This window comes from Nonomuraea sp. NPDC002799 (genome assembly GCF_053592075.1).
Window position 1 is genome coordinate 357540 of sequence record NZ_JBSFVA010000003.1, and the last position, 12060, is coordinate 369599.

Genomic DNA, 12060 nt, shown 5'->3' on the forward strand with positions numbered 1-12060 from the left:
ATCCTTCTTATGGTTGACTGTGGCAATGAGTTCGTTGACAGAGGCAAGGATCTCTGAGGTCAGGGCCTTCAACCGGTTCTATACGAAGGTGATCGGCGCGCTCCAGGCGGGGATGCTCGACTCGCCGTACTCGTTGACCGAGGCGCGGGTGCTTTTCGAGCTCGACAGGACCGGGCAGATGGAGACCGGCGACCTGCGCGGGCTGCTCGACCTGGACGCGGGCTACCTCAGCCGGATCCTGGCGCGGTTCGACGGCGACGGGCTGATCTCGCGCGAGCGGTCCGCCTCCGACGCGCGCAAGCAGCTCGTCCGGCTCACGCCTGCCGGCTCGGAGATCTTCACCGGCCTCGACCGGGGCTCCGCGCGGGAGGTCGAGCGGCTGCTGTCCGGGCTGCCGGACGCGGACCAGGAGCGCCTGGTGGCCGGCATGACCACGATCCGGGACCTGCTCGGCCCGGCCGGCCCGCGCGAGCCGTACCTGATCAGGCCCCCGCGCACCGGCGACCTCGGCTGGGTCGCCTACCGGCACGGGGTCCTCTACGCCGCGGAGCACGGCTGGGGCGTCGCGTTCGAGCAGCTCGTGGCCAGGATCGTCGGCGGTTTCGACTTCACCAGGGACGCCGGGTGGATCGCGGAGGCCGGCGGCGAGCGCGTCGGCTGCGTGTTCTGCGTGCGCCAGGACGAGACGACGGCCAAGCTGCGGCTGTTGCTGGTCGAGCCGTCCGCCCGGGGGCTGGGCATCGGGCGGCGGCTCGTGGAGGAGTGCCTGCGGCACGCCAGAGGCGAGGGCTACCAGCGGATCACCCTGTGGACGCGCGGCTCCCTGGTGAGCGCGCGGCGCATCTACCAGGCGGCCGGGTTCGAGCTGGAGTCGCAGGAGACCGGGAGCGAGAACGGCGTGGAGGTCATCGAGGAGATGTGGTCACGCGATCTCTGACCGGCCTCCTCGGCCACCAGTTGAGCGGGCCCGCCAGGCGCATCAGGCTGGGCACCAGCACGGCCCTGATCACCGTCGAGTCCACCAGCACGGCCACCGCCATGCCGACGCCCAGCATCTGCACGAACGCCACCTGGGCCGTGGCGTAGGCGGCGAACGTGAGCGCCAGGATCCCGCCCGCGGCGGTGATCAGCGGCGCCCCCCGCTGCAGGCCGGTGGCCACCGCCTCCTCCGTGTCGCCCGTCCTGTCGTACTCCTCCTTGATCCGGGACAGCAGGAACACCTCGTAGTCCATCGACAACCCGTAGGCGACGCAGAGCATGAGGATCGGGATGCTCGGATCGAGCGTGCCCGTGGGGGTGAAGCCGAGCAGGCCGGACAGGTTGCCGTCCTGGAAGATCCAGACGATGGCGCCGAACATGACGCCGAGGCTGAGGACGTTCAGGAGGGTCGCCTTGAGGGGGATGACGAGGCTGCGCGTCATGAAGTACAGGACGGCGAAGGTCACGCCGAACATGAGCGCGAGCACCAGCGGCAGGCGGTCCACGATCGAGGCGCGGTAGTCCGCCAGCTCGGCCGGGTAGCCGCCGACCAAGACCTCGAAGGGGGGCTCGACGGAGCGTACGGACTCGACCAGGCGTACGGGGTCGTCGGCCAGGGCCGCTGCGGAGGGCACCACGGACAGCCAGGCGCCCTGGCCCTGGAATCGGGCCGGGTCGCCGTCGCCGATCCGGCGGCCTTCGGCGTACGAGCCGGCGGCGGAGTCGACCTGGGCTACGCCCGGCAGCCGGGACAAGGTCCCCGCATACGCCGAAATATCGCCTGACGCCGTACTTTTCGAGATCAGTTGGATGGCGTCCGACTCCTCCGCGGGGAAGGACTGGCGGATGACCTCCTGCGTCTGGCGGGAGGACGCCTCCAGGGGCAGGATGCGGTCGTCGGCCGCGCCGAAACGCAGGCCCAGGAACGGCGCGGCCAGCAGCAGGAGCACCGCCGTGGCCAGGCCGCCGAACACCAGCGGGCGGCGCATCACCCGGGTGGCCAGCCCGTGCCAGAAGCCGGACGTACGACCGTGCGCGGCCCCGCTCCCCGCCGCCCGCATCGGCGGCGTGCCACGCTGGGACAGCCGCTTGGGCAGCCGCTTGGGCAGCCGCTTGGGCAGCATGGTGCCGCCGATGGTGGCGAGCACGGCGGGCAGCACGAGGACGGCCGCGACCAGCCCGCCGGCGACGACGGCGATGCCCGCGTACGCGAAGGAGCGCAGGAAGTCGAACGGCAGCGCGAACAGCACCGCCAGGGACGCGGCCACCGTCAGCCCGCTGAAGAGTACCGTCCGGCCCGCGTGCTCGACGGCCCCCGCGACCGCGCTCGCCCGGTCCCGGCCGTTCTCCGTCTCCTCGCGGAAGCGCTGGATGACGAACAGGCAGTAGTCGATGCCCAGACCCAAGCCCATGGCCAGGGTGAGGTTCAGGGCGAAGGTGGAGATCTCCGCCCAGAGCAGCACGCCGCTCAGCAGCGCCAGCCCGGTCACCATCGCGAACACCCCGGCCAGGATGGGCACCAGGGCCGCCATGGCGCGCCGCTGGTAGAGCCAGAGCAGCACGAAGGCGAGCGGGAAGATGACCAGCTCGGCGCGGACGAAGTCCTGCCTGGCCAGCGGGACGGTCTCGCGGAAGACCTCCTCCCCTCCCCCGGCGCGCACCTGGAGCAGGTCCGAGCCCTTGGTGATCTCGGGCACGAGCCTGGGCAGCACCTGCGCGCGCACGTGGTCGGCGTCGCCGGGGATGCGCACCACGATCAGGGCGTGCCTGCCGTCGCCGCTGCGCATGGTGGCGGGCTTGCCGCGGGACCAGTACGACCCGGCCTCGGCGACGCCGTCCTCGCGGCCGACCCTGGCGGTCAGCTCCCGGCCCGCGGCCTCGACCGCCGGATCGTCCACGGTGCCGCTCCTGGCGGTGACCAGGAAGATCATGTCGGGGCTGCCGGTGCCGAACCGTTCGACCAGCTCGCTCTGCGCCCGGTCGGACTCCGAGCCCGGCGCCTCGAACCTGGCCAGCGACAACCCCGTCACCGCGCCCGCCGCGAGCGCGCCCGCGACGATCAGGCCGGCCAGGGACAGCGCGAGCACGAGCCGGCGGTGCCGGACGAGCAGGAATCCGAGCCTGCGCAGCGGCGGCCCGCCCGTCGTCTCGCGCGGCGGCCGCACCTCGGTGTGCACCATCACGCCCGCACCGACCCCAGGCCCGCCGGCGCCTCTGCCTGCGCCCATTCGCGGACGGTGGCGATCACGCGGTCGCCCTTCCTGGCCGGCGTGCGCGCGGTCAGCAGGCCGAAGCCGCCGCCGCAGCCCGTGGCGAGCACGGTTCTCATGGGGTCTCCCAATCCAAAACTCGGTAAACTACTCGTGTTTACGGTGCTGGACTAGAAATACAAGTAAATGCTCGTATTTGTCAACGAGGAGACTCATGGCTGAACGCACGGTCCGTCGGCAGGCGCGCGGCCTGAAGCGCATGGCCGAGATCCTCGACGCCGCCGAGTCGGTGATCGCCGAGATCGGCTACCCCGACCTGACGACGAACCAGGTCGCCGCGCGGGCCGGGATGTCGCCCGGGTCGCTGTATCAGTTCTTCCGCAACAAGGAGGAGATCCTGGACGGGCTGGTGTCCCGCTACACCGACGACCGTCAGGAGTTCTGGGCCGCCCAGCTCGCCGCCGTCACGCCGGACGTTCCGCTGGAGGTGCTGGTCGGGCAGCTCGTGGACGAGAGCGTCAAGTTCAAGAGCACCTCGCCGGCGTACTGGTCGCTGCTGTACGGCACGGCCACCGGCGATCAGCTCGTGGCGGCGTCGCAGCGGCTGCACGAGGACATCGCCCGGCAGATCGCCGCCATGCTCCGCCGCCGCTCCCCCGCGCTGGCGGAGGAGCGCGCACAGCTCACCGGGACGATGGCGCTCGCCATGGTGAAGGCGGTGATGCCGATGGTCACCACGGCGACGCCCGAGCGCGGCGCGGAGCTGGTGCACGAGCTGAAGGTCATGCTGATCCGCTACCTGAGCTGACGACCCCGCCAGGCCGGGCCCATCCCTCAGGCCCGGCTTTCACCTCAGCACGGCTCTCCGGTCAGGCGCGGAACGGGCCCGACACCTCGAACGTGTGGCCCTGCGTGCGGCCACGCCGGACCGAGAAGTAGAGCCGCTCGCCCCCCGGCGAGAACGCCAGCCCCGTCAGCTCCACCCCGTCGTGCCCCTGGAGCCTGAGGAACGGGGTGACCGCCCGGTCCGGCGCGATGACGTCGATCTCCGTCGTCTCCCTGGCCACGTAGAGATCGCCGGAGGGCGCGGCGGTGATGGCGCGCACACCCCCGCACAGCCGCTCAAGGGCGGCGGTCTGCGCGTCGTAGGCCCACAGGCCGGTGTCGCCCTTGGTCGTGAAGTAGCAGACCCCGCCCGCGTAGTGGCAACCGTCGCCCCCGTCGAAGTGGCGGGCGTCCTCGACCTGGTGGCGGGCCGCCTTGAGCAGCGCCGCCGGCGAGGGCACCGCCTGCCAGTGCCCCGCGGCGCACAGGACCTCGAGCGTGCCCTCCGTCAGGTCGCCCCAGTCGCCCGGCCTGAACCGGTAGAAGCAGCCGTCGGGCTCGTCCTCGGTCATGTAGACCACGCGCCGCTCCGGGTCGCAGGCGGCGGCCTCGTGCTTGAAGCGGCCCATGGCCAGCCGGGGACGGGCGGCGCGGGCGCCATAGGGGTCGCACTCGAAGACGCGGCCCCGGTGGCCGAGCTCGCACGACAACCAGGTGTGCCAGGGCGTGGCCCCGCCCGCGCAGTTGAGGTCGGTGCCGGACAGGATGCGGTAGGCGTCGGCGACACTGCCGTCGGCGCGGAAGCGCAGAGCCGAGGCGCCGCCGAGCAGGGGAAGCTCGGAGTTGGACACGTAGATCCAACCGGCGCCGTCGGGGAAGCAGGCGCCGCCGTCGGGCGCGGCGTGCCAGGTCAGCCCGGCCACTTTGCTGCCGGAGCAGGCCACCACCCTGCCGGTGAAGCCCGCGGGCAGCGCGAGGCCGTCGTCGCCGGCCGGGCCGAGCGGTCCGTACGGGCTGACGCCGCCCGCCATGAGCGGGCCCGTGCGGAGGAGAGTCTTCTGGGACATCGTGGGGCCTCCCTCTAGGTGCCACGCTAGTCGACCGCACCGACATGAATGGCAAGGACTCGCGACATCAAACTCTGCGCAAACCCCGTGCCCGCCGACATGCGCGGGCACCTGGACGCGCGGAAGCCCGGGGGCCGCAGGCGGCCTCCCGGGCTCTCGCGTGCGGGCTCAGCGCTGGGCCTGGAACATCCAGTGTTGCTTGTCGATGTCCTGCGCGATGGCGATGAGCAGATCCTGGCTGACCGGGTCGGGCTCGTCGGTGGCCCGGATGCGCTCGTACATGCGCTTGCTCATGCCGTCCAGGAGGTCGGTCATCATCGCGACGGCCTTGCCGTCCTCCAGCCAGCCGCCCTCCGGCTGCGCGATCTTCGTGGACTTGGCGATCGTGGCGGCCCGGCCGTCCGGGTTGACGCCCAGGGCGACGGCGCGCTCGGCGATCGTGTCCATGTGGCTCCTGGCCAGCTCCGTGACCTCGTCGAGCTGGAGGTGGATCGGGCGGAAATGAGCCCCGGTGAGGTTCCAGTGCGCCTGCTTGGCGACCAGCGAAAGATCGACCAGATCGACCAGGGCGCCCTGGAGGGCCTCGGCGACGGTGTTCTTGGCGTCTCCCGAGAGCCGACCGGTGATGGTGGACATGTGGTAATTCCTCCCCGTCCGTGCATCTTTCTTACTGTTTGCGACAGAGGTCCCCGTGCCCAATCTTTTGAACGCCTAACGTTGACAGTGTAATAATGACAGTGTCATCGTAGAGAGATGAGCGACACCTGGACCATCGGCGAGCTGGCCGAGCGCGCGGCGCTGGCGCTGCGCGACGGCGCGCCTGTGAACGGCCGGGTCCGGGATGTGCCCGGAGAGCGGCTGATCAGGTGGTATACGACCATCGGGCTCGTGGACCCGCCCCTGACCAGACGCGGCAGGACCGCCCAATACGGACGGCGGCATCTGCTGCAACTGGTGGCCGTCAAGCGGCTGCAGGCGGTGGGAAACTCGATCGCCGACATCCAGGCGGCGCTGACCGGCGCGACCGACCGGACGCTGGAGGCGACCGCCCGGCTCGACGACGCGGCCCTGACGGACGGCACCGCGCCCCCGAAGAGCGGCGCGGCAGCGGGGAGCGGGGCGGCGGGCGATGGCCGCCTTCCCGGGCCAGGCCGATCGACCCGCGAGCGGTTCTGGGCCGAGCGGCCGGGCGACGGTTCCACAGGCACCGCTGCTGGGACCGCCGATGAGATGGGCGGCGCGGACGTCGCCGACGGGACCAGGGCGGGCGCGGCGGCGGTGATCGCGGGAGTGAGGCTGGGCGATGGGGTGCGGCTGGTGCTGGACGCGCGCCGCCCCCTGGCCGCGCAGGATGTTCAGGCGGTGCTGGCGGCGGCGGGTCCGCTGCTCGCGGTGCTCGAAGAGAGGGAGCTGATATGAAGATCACTTCGCTGGAGCCCGCACGGTGCCTGCCGGTGCCTGACACCGGGTTCGGCGCGCTGCGGACCGAACGCGGCAACCTGCCGCTCGAAAGCGTCGACGTGCACGCGAGCATCTCCGGTCTCATCGCCGGGGTCGAGGTCACGCAGGGTTTCACGAACCCGTTCGACGTCACCCTGGAGGCCACCTACGTCTTCCCGCTGCCGGACCGGGCGGCGGTGACCGGGTTCCGGATGGAGGCCGGCGACCGGGTGGTCGATGGTGTGCTGAAGGAGCGCGCCCAGGCCAGGGCCGCCTACGACCAGGCGCTGCGGGAGGGCAAGCGGGCGGCGATCGCCGAGGAGGACCGGCCCGACGTCTTCACGATCAGGGTGGGCAACCTCCTGCCCGGCGAGCGCGTCTCGGTCAGGCTGACGATGAGCCAGCCGCTCCCGTACGAGGACGGCGCCGCGACGTTCAGGTTCCCGCTGGTCGTGGCTCCGCGCTACATCCCCGGCCGCCCGATCGACGGCCCGCCCGCCGGGGACGGCGCCGCGCCCGACACCGACGCGGTGCCCGACGCCTCCAGGATCAGCCCGCCCGTCCTGCTGCCGGGCTTCCCCGACCCGGTACGCCTGTCGCTCAGCGCGACCGTGGACGCCGCCGGGCTGGAGCTGCGTGAGCTGGCCTCCAGCCTGCACGTCGTCGAGGAGGAGGGCCGCACCGTGCGGCTGCGCCCGGGCGAGCGCCTCGACCGCGACTTCATCCTGCGCCTGTCGTTCGACGCCTCCACCTCGCTGCAGCTCGACAAGAGGCCGCTCGACAAGGGGCCGCAGGAGGAGAGGCAGCAGGACGGCGAAGGGGGGACGTTCGCGCTCACCGTCGTCCCGCCACCGCTCCAGGCCGCCCGCACGCCACGCGACCTGGTCGTGCTGCTCGACCGGTCCGGCAGCATGGGCGGCTGGAAGATGGTCGCCGCCCGCCGTGCCGCCGCCCGCATCGTCGACACGCTGACGCCGCAGGACAGGTTCGCGGTGCTGACCTTCGACTCGGTGGTGGAGCAGGCGTTCGAGGGGCTGGCGGAGGCCTCCGACCGCAACCGCTACCGCGCCGTCGAGCACCTCGCCCGGGTCGACGCCCGCGGCGGCACCGAGCTGCTCGAACCGCTGCGCCAGGCCATCGCCCTGCTCGGCGGCCGGACGGAGCGCGAGCGGGTCATCGTGCTGGTCACCGACGGCCAGGTGGGCAACGAGGACCAGATCCTGGAACAGGCGGGCGGCGCGCTGTCGGCCATGCGGGTGCACACGGTGGGCATCGACAGGGCCGTGAACGCCGGGTTCCTCGGCAGGCTGGCGGGGCTCGGCGCGGGCCGGTGCGAGCTGGTGGAGTCGGAGGACCGGCTCGACGCCGCCATGGAGCAGATCCACCGCAGGATCGGCGCTCCCCTGGTGACCGACCTCTCGCTCAAGGGCCTCGACGTCGAGCAGGGCACGGTCACCCATCTCGGCTCGATCTTCCCCGGCGTGCCGCTGCGCGTGTACGGGCGCTACCGGGAGGGCTCGGCGGTGACCGTTCGCGGGCTGGCCGCGGCGGGGCCGTGGGAGGAGCAGGTGGCGGGCGTGGCCGTGGACAACCCGGCCATCCGCGCCGTCTGGGCCCGCGCGCACCTGCGCGAGCTGGAGGACCGCTACGCCATGGGCGAGCACGATCTGGAGGAGCGGATCGTCAGGACGTCGCTGGCCTACGGCGTGCTCTGCCGCTTCACCGCGTACGTGGCCGTCGACACCCGGCAGGTCGCCGACGGCGTTCCCGAGCACCGCGTCATCCAGCCGGTCGAGCCGCCGAGCGGCTGGGAGCTGCCGCGGAGCCCCACGATGGCGGGCGGTTTCGCGGCGCAGACGATGATGGCCGCGGGGCCGCCCGCGTCCGCGCCGCGCATGCGGATGCCCGCGCCGGGCCTCAGCGCCGGCGCCATGGAGCAGCCGCCGCTCCCTCAGGGCCGGGCGGACGCCTTCGGGGCGCCGCCGATGCCCGCTCCGGCGCCCGGGGGCGGAATGCGGGGCGGGTCGCCGGTATTCGCGCCGCGGCCCGGGCACCGGCTGGAGTCGGTCCTGCCGCAACTGACCGCCGAGCTCGACCGGCTCAGGACGCTGCCCGTGCCCGACGTGCTGTATCTGGCCGACCTGGGCTCGCGGTTGTCGGCGCTGGCGGCCTACCTCGGGGGCAACGAGGAGCTGGCGGCGCTGGCCCGCGAGCTGGAGGCGGCCGAGCGGCCGGGCGCGGACGCGCGGGCCCTGCACGACCGCGCCGTCGCGGTGCTCACGGCCCTGGTCGGCGACGCCCCGGCGCCGCCACCGGCGGCTCCCGGCGACCGCGGCGGCCGTCGCGGCCTGTTCTGGAAGCGCACCTGACACGGACGACCGAAGGCGGGCCAGGTGCGCGCGGAGACCTCGCTCACCTGGCCCAGGCGGGCACGGCGCGGACCCTCGCTCACCTGGCCGCCATCGGACGCCCGAATTGCGACAGCCCGTCTATCCGAGCCGATCAGGCTGCTCTATCGTTCGTGAGCATGGCGACCTCTCGCGCCCCGCTCCGCTTCGTCGAAGCAGTGTCCGCCACCGTCTCGGAGAGCACGAAATCCGGTTTCTTCTTCGACTTCGACGGCACCATCGCGCCGATCATGCGCGATCCGGACGCGGTGTTCCCCGTCGAGGGCGCGGTGGAGCGGCTCCAGGCGCTGGCGACGCGGGTGAGCAGGGTCGCCGTCGTCTCGGCCCGGCCGGCCGCGTTCCTGTCCGACCGCTTCGCCGGCGCCCCTCAGGTGCGCCTGTTCGGCCTGTGCGGCATGCAGACCGTCGTCGGCGGCCAGGTGCGCACGGACGCCGAGGCGGAGCCGTGGGCCCCGGTCATGCGGCGGCTGGCCGAGGAGGCCGCCCGCGACCTGCCGGGCGAGATCCTGGTGGAGGACAAGGCGCTGATCGTGGCGCTGCACTACCGCGCGGCCCCGGCGCTGCGTGGCGCGGTGGAGCGGTGGTCCTCGCGCCGGGCCGCCGAGCTGGGCCTGCGCGAGCAGTACGGCCGCATGGTGGTCGAGCTGCGGCCGCCGGTGGAGCGCGACAAGGGCACGATCGTCGCGCGGGAGAGCGAGCGGCTCACCCGCGCCTGGTACTTCGGCGACGACCTCTCCGACGGCCGGGCGTTCGACGCGCTGCGCGACAGGGAGGAGCGCGACCCCGCGTTCATGGGCGTCCGGGTGGCGGTGGCCAACGGCGAGACGGGCGATGAGCTGGCGCGGCGGGCGGATTTCACGGTCGGCTCGCCCGAGGACACTCCTGCCCTGCTCGATCAGGTGATCGAAGCGTTCCCCGCGGGCTCGTACCCTGAATAGGTGAGCGCACTTGTCCTGGACGGCGGCCTGTCCACCCAGCTCGAACACCTCGGCGCGGATCTCGGCGACGAGTTGTGGTCGGCGCGGCTGCTGCTGGAGCAGCCCGAGCTGATCCGCCGGGCGCACGCCGACTACTTCGCGGCGGGCGCCGACGTGGCCACGACGGCGAGCTACCAGGCGACGATCCCCGGCTTCCTGCGCCGTGGCCTCGACCCGGCGACGGCCGAGCGGCTGATCAGGTTGTCGGTGGAGCTGGCCGGGCAGGCGCGCGACGAGGCCGGCGGCGGGCTGGTGGCGGCCTCGATCGGCCCGTACGGCGCCTATCTCGCCAACGGCGCCGAATACACCGGCGACTACGACCTCGACGAGGACGGGCTGTTCGCCTGGCACCTGCCGCGCTGGGAGATCCTGGCCTCGGCCGGCGCCGACCTGCTGGCCTGCGAGACGATCCCGTCCTTTCCTGAGGCGCGGGCGCTGGCGCGGCTGCTGGCGCGCACGCCGGGGGTCAAGGCGTGGGTGAGCTTCTCCTGCCGCGACGAGGAGCGGCTCAACGACGGCACGCCGATCACGCGGGCGGCCGCGCTGTTCGCCGGCAACGCGCAGGTGGTGGCCGTCGGCGTCAACTGCACCGCGCCGCGCCACATCCCGGGCCTGATCGGCTGCCTGTCCGGCGTGGCACCCGTGGTGGTCTATCCCAACTCGGGCGAGTCGTGGGACGCCGAGCGGCGGCGCTGGCTGGGGCTGGCGGATCCGGTGGAGTTCGGGCAGGCCGCCAAGGAGTGGCAGCGGGCGGGCGCGTCCCTGATCGGAGGCTGCTGCCGTACGACTCCGGCGCACATCCGGCAGATCCGCGCCCACCTGGCGTGAGCGGCCGCTACCCCCGCGTGGCGCCCCGCAGCCACCACATGACGAGCACGCCGCCCGCCAGGACCACGCCGGCCACGACCCGATAGCCCGCGCTCATCCCGTGCGTGGTCATCACGGTGCCCATGACGGCGACCCCGATCGCGCTGCCGAGCTCCCGCGTGGCGCTGTTGAGCCCGGAGCCGAGCCCGGCCCGCTCGCGCGGCAGCGCGGCCATGATCTCGTGTGACAACACCGGCAGGCACAACCCCATCGCGGCGCCCATGAGCACGAGGCCGGCCGCGTACACCGGGTAGGGCAGGGCCGCGTCCGCGAACGACAGCAGCGCCAGCCCCACCGCGTTGCCCGCGAGCCCGGCCGGGACGGCGGCGCGCGCGCCGAAGCGGCCGGACATCCGCGACAGGATGATCATGGGAACGGTGAGCGGCATGATCGCCACCCCGGTCAGCAGCGGCGAGAAGCCCTTGACGTCCTGCAGGTAGCGGGCGTTGACGAAGAACATCGCGAACAACCCGAAGAACATCACCGCCACCCCCAGCGACCCCGCCCGCAGCCGGGGCGCGGCGAAGAGCCGGGGGTCGAGCAGCGGCCCCTTCGCGCGGAGCTGGTGCGCCACGAAGACGCAGAACACCACGGCCGCCACGCCGAACGAGCCGAGCACGAGCCCGCTCCCCCATCCGGCCTCGGGCCCTTCGATGATGCCGATGAGCAGCGCCACGGACGCGGCCGTCAGCAGCCCCGTCCCCGGCAGGTCCAGCGGCTTCGCCTCCAGGCGCGGCACGCGCGGCACCACCACGGCGACCAGCACGGCGAGCAGGCCCGCCAGCAGCACCGGAACGCCGAACAGCGCCCGCCACGGCAGGTATTCCATGACCAGCCCGCCGCCGAGGTTGCCGGCCACTCCGGCGGCGCCGGTGGCGGCCGTCCAGACGGCGACCGCGCGCCCGCGCTCGGTGGCCGGGTAGGCGCCCACGGTCATGGCCAGCGAGGCGGGCATGACCATGGCCGCGCCCGCGCCGCTCACCGCCCTGGCGGCGATCAGCGTCACGACGTCCGGCGCGAGCGCCGCGATCAGGCAGCCGCCGGCGAACACGGTCAGCCCCGCCAGCAGCACCCCCTTGCGGCCGAAACGGTCGCCGGCCGCTCCGGCGGGGATGAGCAGGCAGGCGAAGACGACGACGTACGCGTCGACGATCCAGAGGATCTGCGACGGCGACGGGCGCAGGTCGCTCGCGGCGAGCGTGGGGATGGCGAGATTGACGGCGGCGACCAAGGCGACCGCGAGGATCACCGAGGCGGTCATGACGGCCGTGATCCGCGTTCGGGCGGG

Annotated in this window: 11 protein-coding genes; 6 read left to right on the forward strand and 5 right to left on the reverse strand. The window is 73.0% G+C overall.

All coding sequences use genetic code 11. From position 1 onward, the window contains the following. Positions 1 to 25: 25 nt before the first annotated feature. Positions 26 to 937, forward strand: coding sequence for a bifunctional helix-turn-helix transcriptional regulator/GNAT family N-acetyltransferase (locus tag ACWD0F_RS08410; RefSeq protein WP_449873263.1), 912 nt, complete (start codon positions 26 to 28; stop codon positions 935 to 937). On the opposite strand, the gene ACWD0F_RS08415 is transcribed toward ACWD0F_RS08410, so the two are convergent. Both ACWD0F_RS08415 and ACWD0F_RS08420 read right to left on the reverse strand, forming a co-directional pair. Further along, positions 906 to 3158, reverse strand: a complete 2253-nt coding sequence (locus ACWD0F_RS08415) for an MMPL family transporter (RefSeq protein ID WP_449873576.1) — start codon at positions 3156 to 3158, stop codon at positions 906 to 908. The genes ACWD0F_RS08410 and ACWD0F_RS08415 overlap by 32 nt on opposite strands. Then, a complete protein-coding gene (locus ACWD0F_RS08420; RefSeq protein ID WP_449873264.1) occupies positions 3158 to 3307 on the reverse strand; it encodes a hypothetical protein in 150 nt (49 codons plus the stop codon). The genes ACWD0F_RS08415 and ACWD0F_RS08420 overlap by 1 nt, the downstream gene beginning before the upstream one ends. Positions 3308 to 3402: 95 nt before the next feature. On the opposite strand from ACWD0F_RS08420, the gene ACWD0F_RS08425 reads away from it, so the two are divergent. Then, complete coding sequence (locus ACWD0F_RS08425; protein WP_449873265.1) at positions 3403 to 3996, forward strand: TetR family transcriptional regulator; 594 nt, start codon at positions 3403 to 3405, stop codon at positions 3994 to 3996. 61 nt (positions 3997 to 4057) lie between these two features. Here ACWD0F_RS08425 and ACWD0F_RS08430 read toward each other — a convergent pair whose 3' ends face one another. Beyond that, entirely contained in the window at positions 4058 to 5080 is a 1023-nt protein-coding gene (locus ACWD0F_RS08430; protein ID WP_449873266.1) for an alkaline phosphatase PhoX, read from the reverse strand. Positions 5081 to 5248: 168 nt separating this feature from the next. Next, complete coding sequence (locus tag ACWD0F_RS08435) at positions 5249 to 5716, reverse strand: Dps family protein (protein ID WP_449873267.1); 468 nt, start codon at positions 5714 to 5716, stop codon at positions 5249 to 5251. A gap of 117 nt (positions 5717 to 5833) precedes the next feature. Between ACWD0F_RS08435 and ACWD0F_RS08440 the strand changes: the two genes are divergently transcribed. The 4 genes from ACWD0F_RS08440 (at position 5834) to mmuM (ending at position 10733) form a co-directional block, all read left to right on the forward strand. Then, the gene (locus ACWD0F_RS08440; RefSeq protein ID WP_449873268.1) at positions 5834 to 6499 is read left to right on the forward strand and encodes a helix-turn-helix domain-containing protein; all 666 of its coding nucleotides are present in this window, start codon (positions 5834 to 5836) and stop codon (positions 6497 to 6499) included. Next, positions 6496 to 8889 carry a VIT domain-containing protein gene (locus ACWD0F_RS08445; RefSeq protein ID WP_449873269.1) on the forward strand — a complete coding sequence of 798 codons (2394 nt, stop codon included), beginning with the start codon at positions 6496 to 6498 and terminating at the stop codon, positions 8887 to 8889. The genes ACWD0F_RS08440 and ACWD0F_RS08445 overlap by 4 nt, the downstream gene beginning before the upstream one ends. 158 nt (positions 8890 to 9047) lie before the next feature. Further along, positions 9048 to 9866: a trehalose-phosphatase gene (otsB, locus tag ACWD0F_RS08450; RefSeq protein ID WP_449873270.1), complete on the forward strand. Its 819-nt coding sequence runs from the start codon at positions 9048 to 9050 to the stop codon at positions 9864 to 9866. After that, positions 9867 to 10733, forward strand: coding sequence for a homocysteine S-methyltransferase (mmuM, locus tag ACWD0F_RS08455; RefSeq protein ID WP_449873271.1), 867 nt, complete (start codon positions 9867 to 9869; stop codon positions 10731 to 10733). 7 nt (positions 10734 to 10740) lie between these two features. Here the strand turns inward: mmuM and ACWD0F_RS08460 are convergent, their stop codons facing one another. Continuing rightward, a complete protein-coding gene (locus tag ACWD0F_RS08460; protein WP_449873272.1) occupies positions 10741 to 12033 on the reverse strand; it encodes an MFS transporter in 1293 nt (430 codons plus the stop codon). Positions 12034 to 12060: the final 27 nt, after the last annotated feature.

What these genes read in the sequence shown, in the direction of transcription:
- ACWD0F_RS08410 (WP_449873263.1), top strand. Translation starts at nt 26, where the DNA reads ATGAGTTCGTTGACAGAGGCAAGGATCTCTGAGGTCAGGGCCTTCAAC.
- ACWD0F_RS08415 (WP_449873576.1), bottom strand. Translation starts at nt 3,158, where the DNA reads ATGGTGCACACCGAGGTGCGGCCGCCGCGCGAGACGACGGGCGGGCCG.
- ACWD0F_RS08420 (WP_449873264.1), bottom strand. Translation starts at nt 3,307, where the DNA reads ATGAGAACCGTGCTCGCCACGGGCTGCGGCGGCGGCTTCGGCCTGCTG.
- ACWD0F_RS08425 (WP_449873265.1), top strand. Translation starts at nt 3,403, where the DNA reads ATGGCTGAACGCACGGTCCGTCGGCAGGCGCGCGGCCTGAAGCGCATG.
- ACWD0F_RS08430 (WP_449873266.1), bottom strand. Translation starts at nt 5,080, where the DNA reads ATGTCCCAGAAGACTCTCCTCCGCACGGGCCCGCTCATGGCGGGCGGC.
- ACWD0F_RS08435 (WP_449873267.1), bottom strand. Translation starts at nt 5,716, where the DNA reads ATGTCCACCATCACCGGTCGGCTCTCGGGAGACGCCAAGAACACCGTC.
- ACWD0F_RS08440 (WP_449873268.1), top strand. Translation starts at nt 5,834, where the DNA reads ATGAGCGACACCTGGACCATCGGCGAGCTGGCCGAGCGCGCGGCGCTG.
- ACWD0F_RS08445 (WP_449873269.1), top strand. Translation starts at nt 6,496, where the DNA reads ATGAAGATCACTTCGCTGGAGCCCGCACGGTGCCTGCCGGTGCCTGAC.
- otsB (WP_449873270.1), top strand. Translation starts at nt 9,048, where the DNA reads ATGGCGACCTCTCGCGCCCCGCTCCGCTTCGTCGAAGCAGTGTCCGCC.
- ACWD0F_RS08460 (WP_449873272.1), bottom strand. Translation starts at nt 12,033, where the DNA reads ATGACCGCCTCGGTGATCCTCGCGGTCGCCTTGGTCGCCGCCGTCAAT.